Genomic DNA, 19,614 nt, shown 5'->3' on the forward strand with positions numbered 1-19,614 from the left:
TGCTTGCAAGACATAGCGGCTATTCGGCGGAATGTCTTGCCGTTAGAATGTCTTGCCGGATAGACTGCGTGTCGGACCTTGTCCGTTGCCGCCAATCCGCAGGCTGTGGTGGCCGGCATACTGAGGATTGGCGATGCATACAAAGAATAGGCCTGCGATCCCGTCGCGCCCGACGACGCTCGCCGCTGGGCCTCGTTCGAACGATGGCGCGATAGATCCATGACCCTCGAACCGGATATCGTCATCGTCGGCGCCGGTGCGGCAGGAATTGGGGCGGCACGGAGACTGGCCGCCAGTGGCCTGACCTTGCTGGTACTTGAGGCTCTGCCGCGCGCCGGCGGCCGTGCATGGACGCGCCAAGCTGCAGGCGTTCCACTCGATCTCGGTTGTGGCTGGCTTCACTCGGCCGACCGCAATCCTTGGACGCGCATTGCCGAAGAGGCAGGCTTCGCGGTGGAAAGCGGACAAACCGCATGGGGCACCCAGTTCCGCGATCTCGGCTTCTCGCGTGCGGAACGGGACAAGGCACGGCTTGCATTTGAGCGCTGGAGCGAGCGTATCGCCGGGACCCCTCCCGCCAGCGACAGTGCCGCCGACGCCCTGGAGCCCGGCGAGCCGTGGTTTGCCTACCTCCAGGCATTGAGCAGTTTCATCAGCGGCGACGAGCTCGAGCGTATTTCGGCCAAAGACTATGGCGCCTACGACGCGGCCTCGACAGACTGCAACTGGCGAGTACCGGCAGGCTACGGCACGCTGATCACGGCGAGCCTGCCCGCCCATTGTGAATTGCGCCTTTCCACGCTGGTGAACTCGATTTCGCTCGATGAACGACGCGTAGCGTTGAGGACACCTGCCGGCACGGTTCGCGCACGCGCTGTCATCATCACGGTCTCGAGCAACGTCCTTGCTGGAAACAGCACCGCCTGGCCCTCGGCGCTCGATCCTTGGCGGGATGCCGCCGCGCGCCTGCCGCTCGGCTCCAACGAAAAGCTGTTTCTGCAGATCGTCGGAGATAGCCCCTTTGCTCCAGAGAGTCATGTGCTGGGAAACCTCAACGATGCTTCGACCGGCTCCTATTACATCCGGCCATTCGGCTGGCCGGTGATCGAATGCTTCTTCGGCGGAGCCGGCGCACGGGCGGTCGCGAAGGGTGGCGTTGAGGGCGGATTCGAGCGTGCGATCGACCAGCTCGTCAACCTGTTCGGTTCGGCGGTCCGGCGCAACCTGAAGCCGCTCATTGCGTCGAATTGGGCTGGCACCGCATCGATCGGCGGCGCCTACAGCCATGCGCTTCCCGGCCAGGCGGATGCCCGCCTCGCGCTCGCCCGTCCGCTTGACGGTCGGCTTTTCTTTGCGGGCGAGGCAACGCACACGTCCGACTTCTCGACGGCGCATGGCGCTTTCCAAAGCGGCGTTCGCGCGGCGGAGGAAGCGATAGGGGTGCTGGCACCGGCTCGCTAGGCAGCGAGCCGGTGCGCAGACCGGACTCTCCACCGTCGTTCCTGCTCAGCGTGTCGTCGAACCCGTGAGAGGCCGCGCAAGCAGTCGTGCGCAGAGCAGGCTCCCTATTCCGGCGAGCCCGATGACCCAACCCATCGGCCACGGCGTACCGTCGGCAAATGCGCCGACGAGTGCAGAACCGACAATGCCGCTGCCGTAGTGGATTGCGCCTGCAGCCGGTCGAGGCGACGTGCCCCAAGCCTAAGCCTGGCGCCCCGCCTCGCGAGATGCCGCGCCGTTGCCGTGCCGAGGCCGCTCCTGGCTCCGTCCCAGAGCGATCGGATTGCATCCATCGCGTCCACTGCCACGCTATCAACGTCGAGGGTTCGGTGTATCCTCGGCTGCGGACTGAACGGCTCTGGTCGTGCAGTAGGATGATTATGTCGTAGACAGGCTCTAGTCGCAGCTCGGCAAATCCTAAAATCGGATTTCAGTTTCAATCAGGGTCGCACGCAATGGCAATATTCCCTCAAAAGGCGAAGGTCGTAATCATCGGGCTTGGCGGTATCGTGGGCGCATCGATCGCTCATCATCTGATCGAGCGCGGTTGGGACGATATCGTCGGCATCGACAAATCGGGCATCCCGACGGACATCGGCTCGACGGCACACGCTTCCGACTTCTGCTATGCGACCAGCCACGACTTCCTGTCCTGCTGGACGACCCTCTATTCCATCGATTTCTATGACAAGATGGGCCACTATGCGCGCGTCGGCGGCATCGAGGTCGCCCGCGTCGGCGACGATGACCGCATGGAGGAAATCAGGCGCAAGGTCGCCTCTGGCAAAGCCTTCGGCACGCGTGCCCGCCTGATGGAGCCCGCGGAGATCAAGGAAAAGTTCCCCCTGATCGAGGAAAGCATGGTGCAGGGTGGCCTGTGGGATCCCGATGCCGGCCTCGTCATTCCGCGGTCGCAGACCGTTGCCGGCAAGCTGATCGACGCTGGCGAGCAAAGCGGCAAGCTGAAGTCCTTCGCCAACACGCCTGCCCAGTCACTGATCATCAAGGACGGCCGCATCAAGGGCGTGGTGACCCACCGCGGTACGATCGAGGCCGACTACGTCGTAGTCTGCGCCGGCCTTTGGGGCCGCCTGATCGCGGAAATGGCCGGCGAGGACCTGCCTGTCATGCCGGTCGACCACCCGCTCACATTCTTCGGCCCCTATGACGAATTCGCCGGCACGGGCAAGGAGATCGGCTTTCCACTGATGCGTGACCAGGGCAACTCCGCCTATATGCGTGACACGGGCGATCCGAAGACCGCCGAAGGCGGCCAGATCGAGTGGGGCTACTACGAGGAGAAGAACCCTCGCCTCTGCCACCCGCGCGACCTCCTCGAAAAACACGAAGCCCGACTTTCGCCCTCTCAGCGCGACCTGGACATGGAACAGATCCTCGAGCCGCTGGAGCGCGCCATGGAGCTGACCCCGATCCTGGGCGAACTGGGCTATAACGAAAGCCACTCCTTCAACGGTCTGCTGCAGGTGACAACGGACGGGGGACCCTCGATGGGCGAAAGCCAGAAGGTCCGGGGTCTCTGGTATGCCGTCGCCATCTGGGTGAAGGACGGCCCGGGCATGGGCAAGCTGATCGCGGACTGGATGACGGACGGTCGCACGCCGATCGATCACAACAAGATCGACTATTCCCGCTTCTATCCCCACATGCTGGAGGAGAGCTTCATCGAGGGCCGCTGCACCGAGGCAGCGCAGAAGATCTACAATCCGGCAGTCCATCCGCGCGAGCCCTATGCGACCGGTCGCAACGTGCGCCGCTCGCCGTTTTACGAGCGCGAGAAGGAACTCGGCGGCTACTTCATGGAACTCGGCGGTTGGGAACGTGCGCACGGCTATGCCGCCAACGAACACCTGCTTGAGAAATACGCCGACCGCGTGCCGGTTCGAGAGAACGAATGGGACAACCGCCATTTCTGGCGCGTCTCCAATGCCGAACATCTCGCCATGAGCGAGGACTGCGGCATCGTCAACCTGTCGCATTTCGCGATGTACGATATCGAGGGTCCGGACCATGTCGAGCTGCTGGAATGGCTCTGCGCGGCCAAGGTCGGCGGCGACGCCAATATCGGCAAGGGGATCTACACCCACTTCCTCGACGAAGAGGGCATGGTGCGCGCCGACTTCACCGTCATCCGCATGGCCGACCGTTGCCGGTTGATCGACGGCGCCGATGCCGGTCCGCGCGACTTCAACTACATGAGGCGTGTCGCGCAGGACAAGGGCTTTGACGTCACTATTACCGATGTGACGGAAAAGTACGTCACGATCGGCATCTGGGGTCCGAATGCACGCACCTCTCTGCAGAAGGTCGTCGAGAACGCCGATGGCCTGTCGCTGGAGAACTTCCCCTTCGCGGCGATCAAGCAGATCCGCATCGCCGGCAAGACCGTCACTGCCTTCCGCATCTCCTATGTCGGCGAGCAGGGATGGGAATTGCACATGGCCTATGGCGACGCGCTGGCCGTCTGGGACGCCCTGCGCGCCACCGGCGTGATGCCTTTCGGCGTCGAAACCTACGCCAACAGCCGCCGCATGGAGAAAAGCCTTCGCCTGCAGAACGCCGATCTGCTCACGGAATACAATCTCCTCGAGGCCGATCTTGCCCGCCCGAAGGTCAAGGAAGCCGATTTCTGCGGCAAGGCCAAGCACCTGGAATACCGCGCACGCCAACACCAGCCTGCCATGCTCTGCACACTCGTCATGACAGACAACCTCGATTCCAAGGGCGTGGCACGCTACCCGGTCGGAATCCTGCCAGTCTTGGATCCCGAAACCGGCGAGACGCTCGTCGACGAACTCGGCCGCCGCTCGTTCACGAGCTCGATCGCCTTCGGCCCGACGATCGGCAGGAATATCGCGCTCGCCTACCTGCCCTGGTCCCATGCCCAGCAGGGTCGCAAGCTGAAGGTCGAATATTTCGGGGAGACCTATCCCGTTGAAGTGATGAGCGTCGGCTACAAGCCGCTCTACGATCCCGAGAACCTCAAGCCTCGGACCTGATCTTATCTCTCTGACCGCCAAGGGCACGCCGCCCGCGCAACCGCATGCCCGCTTCAATGCCAAGCGGGCATGCGTGCTTTAAGGATAGCGTGACGGCGGCCGCTGTTCCTTTTGGGGCTTCTTTCCGTTGCCGTGCTTGATGACCTGGACCAGGCCGCTGATCACCCTTCGGTCGTCAACCCGCGGCACCGCGTGCGCCGGCGGGAAAAACGGGTCGGTCCGCGCCATCTGGCGGTCGCGAAGCAGACGTGAATCGCTCTTCAAAGCCTTCCAGCCCAGACTGTGGATCACCGACGAGCCTCAGACGGCGTAACCGACCGGAATGGAACTGCCGCCCTTCAAAAGCTCCATGGAGATCGACGCGGATACCTCGAAGAGTTCGATCTTGCGCACGATCTGTTTGTAGATGACGTCATAGTGCTCGACCCGGGGCAGCACGATCTTGAGCACATAGTCCTGATTTCCCGTCAGCCGGTGAGCCTCCACGATCTCCGGAATATCGGCAATGACCCTGCGAAACTTGTCGATCCACTCGTCAGAATGGTGCGCGGTCTTGATCAACGCGAAGAGGGTCGTCGGAACGCCCATCTTCTCGCGGTCGAGAACGACGATCCGCCGCGCGATGTGGCCGCTCTCCTCGAGGCGTTGAATGCGGCGAGAGCAGGCGGAAACGGAGAGCGCCACATGTCCGGCGAGATCCGTCACCGAAATGCCGGCATCCTCCTGCAGAAATCCCAGGATTCGTCTGTCGCGTTCATCCAGCATCGCATACTCCATAGGCCACGCCTATTTTTTGCACGCTTTTTCAGAAACATGCAAATATCCACTGCAATTCCGGCAGCATTATCAAACAACGCGAACTATTTGCGTCAAAATCCATGCATCATTGCCAAATCAAATCCAACGAGGGAGTACAACGAAATGCAGACAATCGGCTTGATCGGCGGCATGAGCTTTGAAAGCTCCTCGGTCTACTATCGTCTGATCAACGAGATGGTACGCGAACGCCTCGGCGGTCTCGCTTCGGCCGAACTGGTCATGCATTCCGTCAACTTCGAAGACATCGTCGCCCTGCAGAAGGCCGGCAATTGGGAGGGTGCGGCAGCGCGCCTCGGCGACGTCGCGCTGCGTCTACAGATGGCTGGCGCACACAGCGTTCTCATCTGCACCAATACGATGCACCTGATCGCCGATCAGGTCGCTGCGCGGATCTCCGTCCCGCTCATCCATATCATCGACGAAACAGCAACCGCGCTGAAGGGCGCCGGCCGCAAGCGTCCGCTGCTTCTCGCGACCCGCTACACCATGGAGCACGGCTTTTATGCCGACCGCATGAAGGGCCTTGGCGTCGAGATCATGGTGCCCGACGCTGCAGACCGCACGACGGTCCACGACATCATCTTCAACGAGCTATGCGCCGGCAAGGTCCTCGACGGCTCTCGCCAGAAGCTGCTGCAGATCATCGAGCGAGAACGGGAAAAGGGTGCCGACAGCATCATCCTCGGCTGCACGGAAATCTGCCTGATCCTCGATCCGAACCGTCTCCCCCTGCCCGGCTTCGACACGACCGAGATCCACGCAAGGGCCGCCGTCGATTTCGCGCTCGGCGATGAGCAAAAGTCGGAAACCGTCGCCGCATAACCAGGCAGAATTTAGTTGACTCAGTCAACTATTTACAGGACAAAATCTCCCATAAGGAGATTTTGTCCATGTGCGATTCCGCGCTCGTCGAGGCCACTCGCGATTTCAACCGCTTCTATACGAACATCCTGGGCGTCCTGAACAAGGCCTACCTCGATACGCCGTTCACTCTGACCGATGCACGCGTTCTGTTCGAGATCGGCTCGCAGGACGGCATCAGCGCAGTGACGCTTGCGCGCGATCTTCAGCTCGACCCGGCCTATCTCAGCCGCATCCTCAAGCGCTTCCGCGCGGAGCTTCTGATCGAGACGACGCCCGATCCCGCCGACCTGCGCAGCCAGATCATTTCTGTCACCGACAAGGGACGTACGCAATTTCAGGAACTTGGCAGGCGCTCCAGCGCGCAGATTGCCGAACGGTTTGATGGCCTCGCGCTTGGCGAGCCCCAAATCATCGTCTCTGCCATGACGACGATCCGCACACTGCTGGATCCGAACGCGACGCCGGCGCCCGCTGTCATCCGCGCCCATCGCCCCGGCGACTTCGGATGGATCGTGCAAAGCCAGGCAAAGGCCTACACCGAGGAATACGGCTGGAACATGCGCTTCGAGGGCCTGGTTGCAGACGTCGCGGGCAAATTCCTCAACAACTTCGATCCCGAGCTGGAATATTGCTGGATCGCCGAGCGCGGCGGCATCAACGTCGGCTCGATCGTGATCGCCAATGGCGGCGGCGGCGTCGCCAAGCTGCGGCTTCTCTACGTCGACAAGGCCGCCCGCGGGCTTGGGCTGGGCAGGACGCTTGTGGAAGAATGCATCCGCTTTGCCAAGGCCAAAAGGTATCGCCAGATATCACTTTGGACCAACGACATCCTGCATGCGGCCCGAGGCATTTACGTCAAGGCAGGATTCCGCCTGGTCTCGCAGGAGAAACACCGCATGTTCGGACCAGAGGAGAACGGCCAGACCTGGGTGCTCGACCTCTGATCCTGCGCATCGCAAAGGTTTCGCTTGATTTGGAAACGATCATTTCCTAATTAGGTCGTCATGATCTCAGCGACAGCAGATGAAAAGTCAAAGACGCGCGGACGACCGCGGGAGTTTGATATGGACGCAGCGCTCGACAAGGCACTGCGCGTCTTCTCCGAACGCGGCTATCACGCCGCCTCCATCAGCGACCTGACCGACGCCATGGAGCTTGCATCCGGGAGTGTCTACAAGGCCTTCAAGGACAAGCGCGGCATCTTCCTCGCAGCCTTCGATCGCTACCGCGCGGTTCGTCGCAGTCTGCTTGACGCGCGACTGGCAAAGGCCGGGACAGGCCGCGAAAAGATCCGCGCAGTCCTGACATCCTATGCCATTTCGTCTTGCGGCGAGTCCGGCAGGCGCGGCTGCCTCGTCGTCGGCAGCGCCAACGAACTGGCGATCCTCGACGCGGAAGCCGCCGAGCGCGTGGCAGCGGCCTTCCACGCCAACGAGACGCTCATCCTCGATCTCCTTCACCTCGGAAAAAGCGATGGTTCGATTTCCATGGGTATCGACATGGAGACGACAGCCCGGGCGCTGCTCTGCCTGACGAAGGGCATGCGCATCGTCGGAAAGACCGGACGCACGGCGCAGGACATGGCCGCCGTCGCCGAGGCAGCCATGAAGCTTCTCGACTGACCCTCATCCCTACGGGAAGCGGCTTTCCGCTCCCGCAGACTGCAATGATCATCCGATCGTCCCACCGGAGCCCAGCATGAGCCTCTCTGCCGCAACGCGAGAAACCGTCGCCCCACCGTCGATTTCCCCCCTGATGACATTCTTTTTCGCCGCTGCCTGCGGGCTTGTGGCTGCCAATCTCTACTATGGCCAACCGCTCGCCGGGCCGATCAGCACATCGTTGGGCTTCAGTCCGGCAGCGACCGGCCTCATCGTGACGTTGACGCAGATCGGCTATGGTCTCGGCTTGTTGCTGATCGTGCCCCTCGGCGATCTGCTCGAAAACCGCAAGCTCGTGCTGACGTTGATCGCCACCTCCGCTGTCGCCCTGGTCGGTGCGGCCCTGTCATCGACGCCCATGATGTTTCTGGCCGCCTCGCTCTGCATCGGCCTGTCATCCGTCGCTGTGCAGGTGCTCGTTCCCTTTGCCGCCAACATGGCACCGGACGCCACACGCGGACGGGTTGTCGGCAATGTCATGAGCGGCCTGCTCTGCGGCATCATGCTCGCACGCCCCTTCGCCAGCTTCCTCGCACAAGCCACCTCATGGCACGTGGTGTATTTCGTGACCGCCGCAATCATGATCGTGCTGGTCCTTGTCCTGCGCGCCAATCTGCCGGTTCGCGTCCCCCACACGAAGTTGAGCTACGGCGAGCTGCTGGCGTCGATGGCGCATCTAGCGCTGCATTCGCGCGTACTGCAACGCCGCGCGCTATACCAGGCAGGCATGTTCGGCGCCTTCAGCCTGTTCTGGACGACCACGCCGCTATTGCTGGCAGGTCCTGAATTCGGGCTGACGCAGAACGGTATCGCACTCTTCGCGCTGGCGGGCGCGGCCGGTGCCATCGCCTCACCGATCGCCGGGCGTCTTGCCGACCGGGGCTTGACGAGAATTGCCTCTGCGCTTGCGATGCTGCTCGGAATGGCGGCATTCCTCATCGGCCATTTTGCAGCAGACGGCTCGATGCTTGCCTTGCTCTTGCTGACCGCCGCTGCGATTCTTCTCGATTTCGGCGTAACGACCAATCTTGTCGTCGGCCAGCGTGCCATTTACGCCATCAGCGCCGAACACCGCAGCCGCCTCAACGGCCTCTACATGGCGACGTTCTTCGCCGGCGGCGCCGTTGGCTCGGCGATCGGCGGCTGGGCATTTGCGACGGGCGGCTGGGCGATGACGGCCTGGATCGGCCTCTGCTTCCCCGCCTTCGCCTTCCTGCTGTTCCTGACGGAAAGCCGGCGCAGCTGATCAAGCCTCAGCTCTGCCCTCAGCTCTGCCCTCAGCTCTGCGTTGAATCGAACCGAACACGGGCGGCGCGAACGGCATCATGGTTCGCCTCCGCCCAGTTCAGCAGCAAAGCCAGCGTATTATAAAGCGAGCGCCCGAGTTCCGTCATTCGGTACTCGACGCTCGGCGGCTTTGTCGGAAACACCTCGCGCTCGACATAGCCGTCGCGCTGCAGATCCCGCAAGGTCTGCGTCAGCATGCGTTGTGAAATATCCGGGATCATTCGCCGCAATTCACCGAAGCGATAGGGTCGCTTCGACAGCGCCTCGAGCATCAGCGTCGCCCACTTGCCGCCGATCTGCTGCATCATGTCCCGAACCGGGCAATTGTTGAAATCGAGACTGCTGAGATCGACCTCGCGCCGGACACCCGGTGCAGTCTTGCTCTTCAGGTTGACGACGGCGCCGCTCATGCCTTGGTTCCCTTTTGGTAACGTACAGCCTAAAAACTGCCTCCTTTACAGCACCTCGTCAATTCCTATTTTAGTGCTAGTCTCTTTTTGAGACCAGTAGTTGAACCCAAAGGCAAAGACATGAGCGACACGATTCTCATCACCGGCGCGGCCGGCCAGCTCGGCCAGCGCGTCCTTCATCACCTGCTCGAAACCTACAAGGTTGAAGCGGCCGACCTGATCGCGGCCACACGCGACCCCGACAAGCTCGCCGGCCTGGCCGCCAGGGGTGTCAAAACCCGCAAGGCCGACTTCGACGACGCCGCGACGCTGGCAACCGCATTCGAGGGGGTCGATCGCCTTCTGATCATCAGCACCGACGCGCTCGCCGTTCCCGGCCAGCGCCTCAAGCAGCACAAGGCTGCCATCGAAGCCGCAATCAAGGCCGGCGTGAAACATCTCGCTTACACGTCGATGCCGTCGCCGGACAAGTCGCTTGTCACCTTCGCACCGGACCATCTCGGCACTGAAAACGCGATCAAGGCAAGCGGACTGCCCTACACGATCCTTCGCAACGCCTGGTACATGGACAACTACCTGCACGCAATGCCGCACAATCTGCAGGCCGGCAACTGGTATACCGCATCGGACAACGGCAAGGTGGCCAACATCTCCCGCGAAGACTGCGCCTTGGCGATCGCCGCCGCTCTTGCGTCGGGCACGAGCGAAAGCGCGACCTACACGCTGACCGGACGTGAATCGCTGACCGCAGACCAGATCGCCGCCACAATAGCGGACGCTGTCGGCAAACCGCTTGCCGCCGTGAAGGTGACCGACGAACAACTGGGAAAGGGTCTGCGTGGCGCCGGCCTGCCGGACTTCGTGGCCGACATGCTGGTCTCAGCCGACGCCAACATCCGCGCCGGCAATTTCGACCTGGTGACCGGCGACTACACGAAGCTCACCGGCAGGCAGCAGGAAAACCTGAAGGACTTCTTCGTGGCGCACAAGGCGGCACTCACCGCCTGACGTCGCACAAGCCCGCCCTGCACTTTGCCGGGCGGGCCTTGTCCATAGGCGAGAGCCTAGATCTTCTGTCCACACGCCCGGCAGAAGCGCCGAACGGTCTCGGCCATTCCGTATTCAAGTGCGTCCGCAGTCAGCCCGTGTCCGATCGAGACTTCGGCAAGCTTCGGAATGCGCTTCACGAGCGGCGGCAAATTGGCGACCGTGAGATCGTGGCCAGCATTGACACCAAGCCCGAGCGCCAGCGCTGCATCAGCCGTCTTGCCAAGCGCTTCCAGAATCGGCGCTGCCTGCTCCGGGGCATCGTAGCAGCCGCCATAGGGGCCCGTATAAAGCTCAATCCGGTCGGCGCCCACCGCCTTGGCGATCGCTACAGCTTCCGCATCACCGTCGCCGTCGGCAAACAGCGAGACGCGGGTACCCATCGTCTTCAGGCGCGCAATCACCTCAGTCAGAAAAGCTTGATGCTTGCGAAAATCCCAGCCGTGATCCGACGTTGCCTGTGAGGGATCATCAGGCACCAGCGTAACCTGCTCCGGGGCAGCGCTCGCGCAGATGTCCAGAAACTCGTCCGTCGGGTAGCCCTCGATGTTGAACTCCGCATGCGGAAACTCGTCGTCGATCAGATTGCGGATGACAGGAAGATCGGAAAAGCGAATGTGCCGCTGGTCCGGCCGCGGGTGAACGGTCAGTCCGCTAGCACCCGCCTTGAGAGCTATTCGTCCCAATCCCTCGACGCTCGGCCAGGGCAAGTCGCGGCGATTGCGCAGCATTGCGACGGCGTTGAGATTTACAGAAAGCGTGGTCGGCATGGCGAGATTCCATTGAAGCGAAGGCTAGAACGCTTTTAGGCCAAGGACGCGATCAGGGCCAACGAGATTCGTGCATGAACGCATGTGAATCTCTGATGAGAGGCACGACTTCCGCACACAGGCCCAAAATAAGTAGTTCTGGTTCTATTCCGCCTGATGAAACGATTAGATCGCAATATTCTGGCTATTTCCAACCAAAAAATTCCCGCGGGATGATAGTCTGTCGGCTACATTGCTCTATTATTTAAAAGTGATAATTTTTAACACTAACAAATCAGCTACTCGACGCATAACCTGACCACAATGCATCGTCACAGCGCACCGGCCGTTGCTACAGAAACCAAAGGACCGCTAGAGGAAAACCCAGTTCGACCGCGCCCGCATCTCCGCACTGCGCAAGCTGCACAATGTGCACAACAGGAGGGTTCATGGCCGATAGATACAAGCAAACGCTTTCGACAAGCGTTTCCGCGCAGGTGCCACCGGCACATAGATTTCTGCCGTCGGCCGCGCTGCCGCCAGATCTTCCGCACGGTAAAGTGCCGATCGCCGACATGGCCAACGCGTTTGGGGTAACGCACAGAACATTGCATTTCTACGAGGAGAAGGGACTTATCGCATCGAGCAGGATAGGTCTGATGCGCGTCTATCTCCCGACCGACGTCATGCGGATGGCGGTGATCAACGTCTGTCGCGAAGCGGGGATGGCTGTGGCAGTCATCCAGGAACTGATGACCGATCTCTGCAACTCCCCATCGCAGGAAGCTGCCGATGCCGTATTTCGCTCCGCATTGACATTGCGCAAGCGTGAGCTCTGCGCCGAGATGTCCACGCTCCACCGTCAGCTCCAGCAGGTCAGCGAGTTGCTTGAAGTCGGGAACGGCAAGGACGATCCGCCCCTCAACGACAATCAGTTGGAACACGCCTTGACCGACCAGGAGCGCCGGTGTCTGGCCCTGATGGCCGAGGGCCTGTCGACACACCGTCTGGCACGTGTGCTTGGCTTGAAGGACGACGAGGCAAAATCCATCGAGACAGCAATCATCGGCAAACTCGGGGCCCACAACCGCTTTCAGGCAATCGCCAAGGCCATCCTGCTCGGCGTCGTACAGGTCTGAAACCATCCGTTTGCGTGAGGCTGCCGCCTCATTCCAAGGCCGTTCAGCGAACGATCGTCAGCGTTTCCGCAGCGCGCGTTATTGCCGTGTAGAGCCAGCGCTCGCGAGTATCGCGAAACGCCCAGCTTTCGTCGAACAGCACCACATTGTTCCACTGCGAACCCTGCGCCTTGTGCACGGTCAGCGCATAGCCGAAATCGAATTCGTCGTAGCGCTTGCGTGTGTTCCAGGGAATTTCCCCCTCGACGTCCTCAAACGCCTGCTTCAGCAGCTTGATCTTGGCCGCACCGCGATCCATGTCGTCGTCCTCAGGACGTATCAGCAGGTTGATCCCCGGTTTGGTCGTCTCCTTCGAAGATGTCATGACCTGCCAGAGCGAACCGTTGAGCAGCCCCTTGGCGGGGTCGTTGCGCAGGCACACAAGCTTGTCACCCGTCTGCGGATAATCGGTCGAGAAGCCCTTCAATTCGCGCAGTCGCTGATTGTAGCGCCGGCGTGTGCGATTGGTGCCGACGAGGACCTGATCGGCATCCAGCACCAGCGATTGGTTGACCTCGTTCTTGGAGATCACCCGCGCGGCACCGTAGTCGCCATGCATGATCTCGTTGCCTTCGCGCACCTGCATCGCAAGCTTGATGATGGGATTGTCGCGCGCCTGCCGATGAATATCGGTCAACAGGTAGTCCGGCTCCTGATTGGTAAAGTAACCCCCGCCCGAAACGGGAGGCAACTGGCCCGGATCGCCAAGAACGAGAATGGGTGTGCCGAAGCTCATCAGATCCTTGCCCAGCGCCTCGTCCACCATCGAGCATTCGTCGACGATGATGAGAGCAGCCTTTGCGACCGGGCTCTGCCGGTTGATCGAGAACATCGGCGCAATCGACGTCTTGCCCGTCTCCTCGTCTTCCACTGCCTCCTCGCCGCGGGGGCGATAGATCAACGAGTGAATCGTCCTCGCATTGCTGGCACCACGCGAACGCAGTACCTGCGCCGCCTTGCCGGTGAAGGCCGCAAACAGCACCTCGCCGTCGACATGCTCGGCAAAATGCCGGGCAAGCGTGGTCTTGCCCGTACCGGCATAGCCGAACAGGCGAAAAATCGGGGTCCTTCCCTCCTTCAGCCATTTCGAAACGGCTTTCAGGGCTTCATCTTGTTGCGGAGCAAATTGCATGGTCAATCGACTTGGCAGGATTCGCGCGGGATAGGCAACCGCAAAAAATGTCCGCTGCATCGGGAATAAATCCGCAGTCTGTCGTGTCTCATGTCAGGCAACGCAAAAAAGCGTGCGCCCAACCCGAGGAGAGATCTGATGAAATCCGTGAAGTTCATGATCGCGATGGCCGTTGCATCGGTAGCCGCAACATCCGCCTTCGCAGCACCGCCCGTCAAAACTGTCGAATCCGCCAAGGGCAAGGTGCTCGCGGGCGAAAACGGCATGTCCCTTTACACCTTCAAGAAAGACAAGGCGGGCGTCTCCAATTGCTATGACGATTGCGCCAAGGCCTGGCCACCGCTGATCGCGGATGGCAATGCCAAGGCTGAGGGAGCATACTCGGTCGTCGACCGCAAGGACGGCACGAAACAGTGGGCGAAGGACGGCATGCCGCTCTATTTCTGGGTCAAGGACAAGAAGATGGGCGATATTTCAGGTGACGGCTTCAAGGATGTCTGGGATGTCGCAAAACCGTAGGCTGCAGCTGGGACAGCAGGCATGAAGCCGCCCGCACCCGAAACCTTCGAGGGCCAGATCCTGGCCCTCCTCCCCTCTTTGAGACGCTATTCGCGAAGCCTGACGCGCTCCGATGCCGACGGCGAGGATCTGCTTCAGGACTGCGTCGAAAAGGTACTCGCCCGTCGCAGGCAATGGCGCGGCCTCAATTTGCGCGGCTGGGTCCTGACGGTCATGACAAACCTCTATCGCAACCAGCGTCGCAGCACCGTCCGCAGCCGCCTCGTCGACCTCGATGGCGCCGTCGACATCGCCGCACCCGAGGCACCGACCGACCCCTTGGAACGCACGCGGCTTGAGACTGCGCTCAACAGCCTGTCGGAGGACCACCGCTCCGTTCTGATGCTGGTCGTCATCGAGGGCTACACCTACCAGGAGGTCGCGACTGCCCTCGACATCCCGATCGGCACCGTCATGTCGCGCCTGTCGCGCGCGCGCCAACAGATCGGACAACGCATGAAAGCCGACAACATCATTACGCTTCGGAGACCGAAATGAGCGAGATCAACCCCACCGTGACCGAAGCGGACCTTCATGCCTACGCCGACGGGCAGATGCCCGAGGCAGAGCGGGCGCGAATCGAGGCGTGGCTGAGCGAACACGCCGACGATGCTGCGCAAGTGGCCGCATGGGAGGCCCAGAACGCCGAGATCAGGACGCTTTTTGACAGCCACGAGAAGAGCAAGGAAACGGATGGCGACCTCGTCAGGCGATCACCATTGCCCCTCGCGTGGCCAAGGCAATCTGCCGCGGCCGCAACACTCGCCGCCGTTTTTGTCATCGGTGCCTTGGTGGGGCACTATGCACCCCAGTTCTTCGCGAGACCGGAACTGCAGCTGGCCGCATCCGAAACGTTTCCCAAGGAAGCGAAGAACGCCTTCCTGGTCTACGCCGGTGAGGTTCGTCATCCGGTCGAGGTTTTCGCAAACGAAGAGGCACACCTTGCGACGTGGCTTGGCAAGCGCCTGGCCATCGCGAACCTCAAGGTACCCGATCTGCAAAGCCTCGGCTTCCATCTGGTGGGCGGGCGGTTGCTCCCGGTCGACGGCAAACCGGGCGCGATGTTCATGTACGAGAACCAGGGCGGCGAACGCCTGACGGTGCTGGTCGGGCGCAACGCCGACAACCGAACGACGAGCTTCCGCTTCGCCGCCGCCGACAAGGTTGAAACCTTCTACTGGATCGACGGCGAGCTCGGCTACGCCGTCACCGGCGAGATATCGCGCGACATGCTGAGAAAGGTCGCCGAGGAATGCTACCGCCAGTTCCCGTCCTGACGATCAGCGCTGCGGATCGTTCGCGAGTTCGATCGGCTGGCCGTGCGGTGTCGCTTCTGCCGCGCGCTGCCAGCTTTCCTGCAAGGCCAGGATCGTGTCCGCATCGGCAACGCCGCGATTGACGAGAATACCGCTGAGCGCCGCGACCCAGCAATCGAAGTAGTCGCTGCCGTCTTCAGCCCGGGCGGGCCTGTGCAGCTCGGCCGACAGATTTTCCGCCCATTCGCCCCAGGGGAATAGCCCCTGCTCGTGCAGATGCACGGTCATGGCAAATGCCTCGGCTGCCCAGGGCTCCGGAAAGACCGGCTCGCCATCGTCCGACTTCGGCAGTTGTGGCGACTGGACCAGCGGCGATCGCGTTTCACGCTGGCTCAAGATAGCTCTCCCAGGCATCGATCGACACCGTCAGCGACGGATCCGCACCCTCGCCCCAAATCTCACCGCCCTCAAAGACAACGGTGTAAACCCATTGCGGGTTTTCGCCCTTGCCATGCGCATTGTCGTCGGGGAAGACAAAGGAGCCCTGCACCGCCTCGACGACGCCGACCTTGGCGCGCGCATAACGCGGCAGCCGTGTGTGGGCCGTCGGGTTGAAATTCTTCGTGCGCACGATGTCGCCGACCGCAAAGCGCGCCGGTGCGTCGACCGGGCGGTCGCAAGGGCCACCCCTTGCCAGAACGCCCGCCACCATGTCGGCCTTGAGGACGCGCTTGGGCACGGCTCCAGCGGTCTGCTTGTGCCCGGCAGCGATTTCGCCGGCGCTCACGAAGCCATGCCGCTCGAGCAACACCTCGAGCGCCCGGGTCCATATTTCGTAATAGCTCGCGGAAAGGTAAACGGCAGGCGGAATGCTCTCGCGCGCATGCCGGCTTTCATCGATGTTCCAAGCACCGAATGCACCGCTGGACAAGGTCAGCCCAAGCGCCCGCTTTTCCCATTCCGCATGAAAACAAGGCTCGCTGTTCTCGGGCGCGACCGGCCCAAATCCCATCTGCCCGCCGAGATCGTGTGGGCCGTTCATGCCGGTGCTCCCGGCTTGGCTGCGACGCCGGTACCGATCATCGCATCCCGGCTGACGAGATCGGCGAGCTGCTCCTCGCTCCAGCCGTCAGTCCCTGCGGGCCGCTCGGGGATTACCAGGTAGCGCAATTCCGCCGTCGAATCCCAGACCCGGATCTTCTTGCTCTGCGGAAAGGTCACACCGAACTCGGCAAGCACGCCGCGCGGATCGATGACCGCTCGCGAACGATAGGCCGGCGCCTTGTACCAGACAGGCGGCAGGCCCAATACCGACCAGGGATAGCAGGAGCAGAGCGTACAGACGACGAGGTTGTGAGTATCGGCTGTGTTGAAGACCGCCCGCATGTGTTCGCCCTGTCGGCCGGTGTAGCCGAGGCTTGCGATGGCATCGGTTGCGTCGCTCCTCAGCCATTCGGCAAATGCCGGATCGCTCCACGCCTTGGCGACGACGCGCGCACCGTTTCGCGGGCCGATCTTCGTTTCGTAGTTTTCGACAATGGCATCGATCGCTGCCGGGTCGATCAGCCTCTTCTCCGTCAATACCGTTTCAAGCGCCTTCACCCGCGCCTGCATGTCGGAATAACGGTTGTCGTGATGATGGTCATCGTGGTGATGGTGATCGTGATCGTGATCGTCGTGCAAGAGAGGGCCCTCCGCCAATGCGATCCTACTTTTAAGCGTTAGAATGTAGCGCGCCAAGCCCTTCTATGCGAATGAACTTTTCAGATAGGCTCACCGACATGACCATCCTCATTCTTGGCGCTACAGTCTTCATCGGCTCAGCGATTGCGACCCCGCATGAAGGACGAGGGTCATACGGTCGCCGGCCTTGGATGCAACCCCGGCCGCGCCCGGCTGAAGCAGGCCGGCATATGCTGGATCCGAGCCGACCTCCCGCGCATGACATCCGCAGCCGATGGATCGAAACGATCCACGGCCAGGATGTGATAATCAACTTGGTCTGGATCCAGCTCCGCCTTCGCGATCTGGCAAGGAGTGCGGCCATGGCGCAAGCTTCGCTGCCGGCGGCCCGCTTCCGCCTCCACGGCGTCTGGCTCGCCTTCGGTTTCCCCGCCTTCTTCACCGTTATCGGCATACTCTGGCTGGTGGCGACGAAGCCTTCGATCTCGCTATTTTAGCATCGGCCAGAGGCTGAGGACCAGAAGGACGGCCATCGTGATGTTGAACCATCTGAGCCGCACCGGATCCGACAGCCACTCACGCAGCGCCGAGCCGAAACCGGCCCAGGTCGAAACGCTCGGCACGTTGACGGCGGCGAAGGCCAGCCCGACGATGAGCACGCTGGCGAAATAGATGTCCTGGATCGTATAGGTTGCCATCGCCGTCACCGCCATCACCCAAGCCTTGGGATTGACCCACTGGAAGGCGGCCGCCGAAAGGAACGACATCGGCTTCACGGCGCCTTTGCCTTCGCTGAGCGACCGTGACGTCGCGATCTTCCAGGCGATCCAGACGAGGTAGGCGCCACCGGCAAACTTCAAGACCGTATACACAACCGGCACCGTGTGCAGCAGTGCACCGAGCCCCAGCCCGACGCCGAGCAACAGCGAGAAGAAACCCGCACCGATGCCGAGCATATGCGGGATCGTCCGTCGAAAGCCGAAGTTCACGCCCGACGCAAACAGCATCATGTTGTTCGGGCCCGGCGTGATCGACGTCGTGAAAGCGAACAGAACGAGTGCCAGAAACGTGTCCAGCGGCATGAGACCTCCCGAACCCGCGATTGATGAACGCGGATCTTGTTAGTTTAGGTCAGGATAGTTGACCTAAACCGGAGATGCCATACCTCGATTGTCATGGTGACAGGATTACGGGGTGGCGTCCGATGCCTCGAGCCCGAGAAGCCTGCCGACGTAGCTGCGGACTTCTTGAAGGAACTCTGTCGATGTCGGCTCGATATGACACAACAGGCGCTCGGCCTTGTCGATCGACCGAATTTGATCGACCAGCACCATACCCACCATATCCGGCTCGTTTTCCCAACCTAACCGGTCCATCTCGGCAACCATCTCCTCCAAGCGAGGTGCAAGTCTGGGCTTCAGCTTTTCGATCGTCGCCTTGCCGTTCCTGACGTCAAGGTTGACGACATCGCCGACCCTCAGACGCAGCTCCTCCGTCACCGCCTTCGGCAGGCGTATGGCAATGCTGTTGCCCCACTTGGAAATCGTGGCTTTGGTCATCCTTCACCCTAGATATCGAAAAACCGACAACACGGGAGGAAGCGATGCAGGACGACCCCATGCCCACTATCAGGTTCCCTGATGGCATCGAGGTGCCGGCGCTCGGCCAGGGCACCTGGAGCATGGGCGAAAAATCGTCAGAGGCAAAACGCGAAGTCGCGAGCCTCAGGGCCGGCCTCGACCTTGGCATGACACTCATCGACACGGCCGAGATGTATGGCGACGGCGGTGCAGAAGAGATCGTCGGTGAAGCGATCCGTGGCAGGCGGGAAAAAGTCTTCCTCGTCAGCAAGGTCTATCCGTGGAATGCCAGCCGCAAGGGAACGATCGAAGCCTGCGAACGCAGCCTCTCGCGCATGGCAACGGTCAGCATCGATCTCTATCTGCTCCATTGGCGCGGCGACCTTCCCCTCGCCGAGACCGTCGAGGCATTCGAGACGCTGAAAGCCGCCGGCAAGATCGGCGCCTGGGGCGTCTCGAATTTCGACGCAGAAGACATGGAAGACCTGCTGGCGGTCCCCTCGGGCGAAAACGTTGCTGCCAATCAGGTGCTCTACAATCTCTCGCGCCGCGGCATCGAGTTCGATTTGCTGCCCTGGTGCCAGCAACGCAATATCCCCATCATGGCCTATTCGCCGATCGACCAGGGCCGCATCCTCAATCACCCCGAACTGATCCGCATTGCCAAAGCCAATCAGGCAACGCCCGCCCAGGTAGCTCTTGCCTTCCTGTTGGAGCGCGACGGCGTGATCGTCATCCCGAAGACGGCGAATGCAGTGCGCGCAGCCGAAAACCGCGATACTATCTCACTTGATATCACCGACGAGGACTGGGCTGCGCTCGACACCGCCTTCCCGCCGCCGGTACGGAAAAAGCCGCTGGAGATGCTGTGAT

At 61.5% G+C, this 19,614-nt stretch carries 21 protein-coding genes and 1 pseudogene; 13 read left to right on the forward strand and 9 right to left on the reverse strand.

Annotation, left to right across the window (positions count from 1 at the left end; genetic code table 11):
- Nucleotides 1-219 precede the first annotated feature (219 nt).
- Both AC1D2R_RS15810 and AC1D2R_RS15815 read left to right on the forward strand, forming a co-directional pair.
- Nucleotides 220-1,461: a flavin monoamine oxidase family protein gene (locus tag AC1D2R_RS15810; protein ID WP_477968219.1), complete on the forward strand. Its 1,242-nt coding sequence runs from the start codon at nt 220-222 to the stop codon at nt 1,459-1,461.
- Between the two features lie 494 nt (nt 1,462-1,955).
- A complete protein-coding gene (locus AC1D2R_RS15815) occupies nt 1,956-4,517 on the forward strand; it encodes a GcvT family protein (protein ID WP_477968220.1) in 2,562 nt (853 codons plus the stop codon).
- Between the two features lie 300 nt (nt 4,518-4,817).
- On the opposite strand, the gene AC1D2R_RS15820 is transcribed toward AC1D2R_RS15815, so the two are convergent.
- Entirely contained in the window at nt 4,818-5,282 is a 465-nt protein-coding gene (locus AC1D2R_RS15820) for an Lrp/AsnC family transcriptional regulator (RefSeq protein ID WP_477968221.1), read from the reverse strand.
- Nucleotides 5,283-5,438: 156 nt separating this feature from the next.
- Between AC1D2R_RS15820 and AC1D2R_RS15825 the strand changes: the two genes are divergently transcribed.
- The 4 genes from AC1D2R_RS15825 to AC1D2R_RS15840 all read left to right on the forward strand — a co-directional run bounded on the left by AC1D2R_RS15825 (nt 5,439) and on the right by AC1D2R_RS15840 (nt 9,107).
- Entirely contained in the window at nt 5,439-6,158 is a 720-nt protein-coding gene (locus AC1D2R_RS15825; RefSeq protein WP_477968222.1) for an aspartate/glutamate racemase family protein, read from the forward strand.
- Between the two features lie 68 nt (nt 6,159-6,226).
- On the forward strand, nt 6,227-7,144 hold the full coding sequence (locus tag AC1D2R_RS15830) for a bifunctional helix-turn-helix transcriptional regulator/GNAT family N-acetyltransferase (RefSeq protein WP_477968223.1): 918 nt from the start codon (nt 6,227-6,229) through the stop codon (nt 7,142-7,144).
- A gap of 60 nt (nt 7,145-7,204) precedes the next feature.
- Nucleotides 7,205-7,822 (forward strand): TetR/AcrR family transcriptional regulator, encoded by a 618-nt coding sequence (locus tag AC1D2R_RS15835; protein WP_477968224.1) that lies wholly within the window; start codon nt 7,205-7,207, stop codon nt 7,820-7,822.
- A 76-nt stretch (nt 7,823-7,898) separates the two neighbouring features.
- Nucleotides 7,899-9,107 (forward strand): MFS transporter, encoded by a 1,209-nt coding sequence (locus AC1D2R_RS15840; protein ID WP_477968225.1) that lies wholly within the window; start codon nt 7,899-7,901, stop codon nt 9,105-9,107.
- Between the two features lie 31 nt (nt 9,108-9,138).
- Here the strand turns inward: AC1D2R_RS15840 and AC1D2R_RS15845 are convergent, their stop codons facing one another.
- Nucleotides 9,139-9,558 carry a winged helix-turn-helix transcriptional regulator gene (locus AC1D2R_RS15845; RefSeq protein ID WP_477968226.1) on the reverse strand — a complete coding sequence of 140 codons (420 nt, stop codon included), beginning with the start codon at nt 9,556-9,558 and terminating at the stop codon, nt 9,139-9,141.
- Between the two features lie 120 nt (nt 9,559-9,678).
- Between AC1D2R_RS15845 and AC1D2R_RS15850 the strand changes: the two genes are divergently transcribed.
- Entirely contained in the window at nt 9,679-10,566 is an 888-nt protein-coding gene (locus tag AC1D2R_RS15850; RefSeq protein WP_477968227.1) for an SDR family oxidoreductase, read from the forward strand.
- A gap of 56 nt (nt 10,567-10,622) precedes the next feature.
- Here the strand turns inward: AC1D2R_RS15850 and AC1D2R_RS15855 are convergent, their stop codons facing one another.
- A complete protein-coding gene (locus tag AC1D2R_RS15855) occupies nt 10,623-11,375 on the reverse strand; it encodes a pyridoxine 5'-phosphate synthase (protein WP_477968228.1) in 753 nt (250 codons plus the stop codon).
- A 428-nt stretch (nt 11,376-11,803) separates the two neighbouring features.
- Between AC1D2R_RS15855 and AC1D2R_RS15860 the strand changes: the two genes are divergently transcribed.
- Nucleotides 11,804-12,493 (forward strand): MerR family transcriptional regulator, encoded by a 690-nt coding sequence (locus tag AC1D2R_RS15860; RefSeq protein WP_477968229.1) that lies wholly within the window; start codon nt 11,804-11,806, stop codon nt 12,491-12,493.
- A 43-nt stretch (nt 12,494-12,536) separates the two neighbouring features.
- Here the strand turns inward: AC1D2R_RS15860 and AC1D2R_RS15865 are convergent, their stop codons facing one another.
- Nucleotides 12,537-13,664, reverse strand: a complete 1,128-nt coding sequence (locus tag AC1D2R_RS15865; RefSeq protein WP_477968548.1) for an ATP-dependent DNA helicase — start codon at nt 13,662-13,664, stop codon at nt 12,537-12,539.
- A gap of 138 nt (nt 13,665-13,802) precedes the next feature.
- Here AC1D2R_RS15865 and AC1D2R_RS15870 point away from each other — a divergent pair, with 138 nt between their 5' ends.
- From AC1D2R_RS15870 to AC1D2R_RS15880, 3 genes are read left to right on the forward strand one after another with little or no spacing between them, the layout of a single operon-like run.
- Nucleotides 13,803-14,183, forward strand: a complete 381-nt coding sequence (locus AC1D2R_RS15870) for a COG4315 family predicted lipoprotein (protein ID WP_477968230.1) — start codon at nt 13,803-13,805, stop codon at nt 14,181-14,183.
- A 21-nt stretch (nt 14,184-14,204) separates the two neighbouring features.
- Complete coding sequence (locus AC1D2R_RS15875) at nt 14,205-14,720, forward strand: RNA polymerase sigma factor (RefSeq protein WP_477968231.1); 516 nt, start codon at nt 14,205-14,207, stop codon at nt 14,718-14,720.
- The gene (locus tag AC1D2R_RS15880) at nt 14,717-15,499 is read left to right on the forward strand and encodes an anti-sigma factor family protein (protein WP_477968232.1); all 783 of its coding nucleotides are present in this window, start codon (nt 14,717-14,719) and stop codon (nt 15,497-15,499) included. Before AC1D2R_RS15875 ends, AC1D2R_RS15880 begins: the two co-directional genes overlap by 4 nt.
- 3 nt (nt 15,500-15,502) lie before the next feature.
- Here the strand turns inward: AC1D2R_RS15880 and AC1D2R_RS15885 are convergent, their stop codons facing one another.
- The 3 genes from AC1D2R_RS15885 to nthA are packed head-to-tail and all read right to left on the reverse strand — an operon-like array spanning nt 15,503 to nt 17,161.
- Nucleotides 15,503-15,874 carry a nitrile hydratase accessory protein gene (locus AC1D2R_RS15885; RefSeq protein ID WP_477968233.1) on the reverse strand — a complete coding sequence of 124 codons (372 nt, stop codon included), beginning with the start codon at nt 15,872-15,874 and terminating at the stop codon, nt 15,503-15,505.
- Nucleotides 15,861-16,520, reverse strand: a complete 660-nt coding sequence (gene nthB / locus AC1D2R_RS15890) for a nitrile hydratase subunit beta (protein WP_477968234.1) — start codon at nt 16,518-16,520, stop codon at nt 15,861-15,863. Before nthB ends, AC1D2R_RS15885 begins: the two co-directional genes overlap by 14 nt.
- Nucleotides 16,517-17,161: a nitrile hydratase subunit alpha gene (gene nthA, locus AC1D2R_RS15895; protein ID WP_477968235.1), complete on the reverse strand. Its 645-nt coding sequence runs from the start codon at nt 17,159-17,161 to the stop codon at nt 16,517-16,519. Before nthA ends, nthB begins: the two co-directional genes overlap by 4 nt.
- A 314-nt stretch (nt 17,162-17,475) precedes the next feature.
- Here nthA and AC1D2R_RS15900 point away from each other — a divergent pair.
- Nucleotides 17,476-17,658, forward strand: a pseudogene (locus AC1D2R_RS15900) (DUF2269 family protein); the annotation flags it as partial.
- Here AC1D2R_RS15900 and AC1D2R_RS15905 read toward each other — a convergent pair.
- Together AC1D2R_RS15905 and AC1D2R_RS15910 are read right to left on the reverse strand one after the other, a co-directional pair.
- Complete coding sequence (locus AC1D2R_RS15905) at nt 17,650-18,243, reverse strand: LysE family translocator (RefSeq protein WP_477968236.1); 594 nt, start codon at nt 18,241-18,243, stop codon at nt 17,650-17,652. The pseudogene AC1D2R_RS15900 and the gene AC1D2R_RS15905 sit on opposite strands and share 9 nt — an antisense overlap.
- 105 nt (nt 18,244-18,348) lie before the next feature.
- Nucleotides 18,349-18,720 carry an AbrB/MazE/SpoVT family DNA-binding domain-containing protein gene (locus AC1D2R_RS15910; protein ID WP_477968237.1) on the reverse strand — a complete coding sequence of 124 codons (372 nt, stop codon included), beginning with the start codon at nt 18,718-18,720 and terminating at the stop codon, nt 18,349-18,351.
- A 44-nt stretch (nt 18,721-18,764) separates the two neighbouring features.
- On the opposite strand from AC1D2R_RS15910, the gene AC1D2R_RS15915 reads away from it, so the two are divergent.
- A complete protein-coding gene (locus AC1D2R_RS15915) occupies nt 18,765-19,613 on the forward strand; it encodes an aldo/keto reductase (RefSeq protein ID WP_477968238.1) in 849 nt (282 codons plus the stop codon).
- Nucleotide 19,614: the final 1 nt, after the last annotated feature.

This window comes from Rhizobium sp. P1_C7, assembly GCF_056406295.1.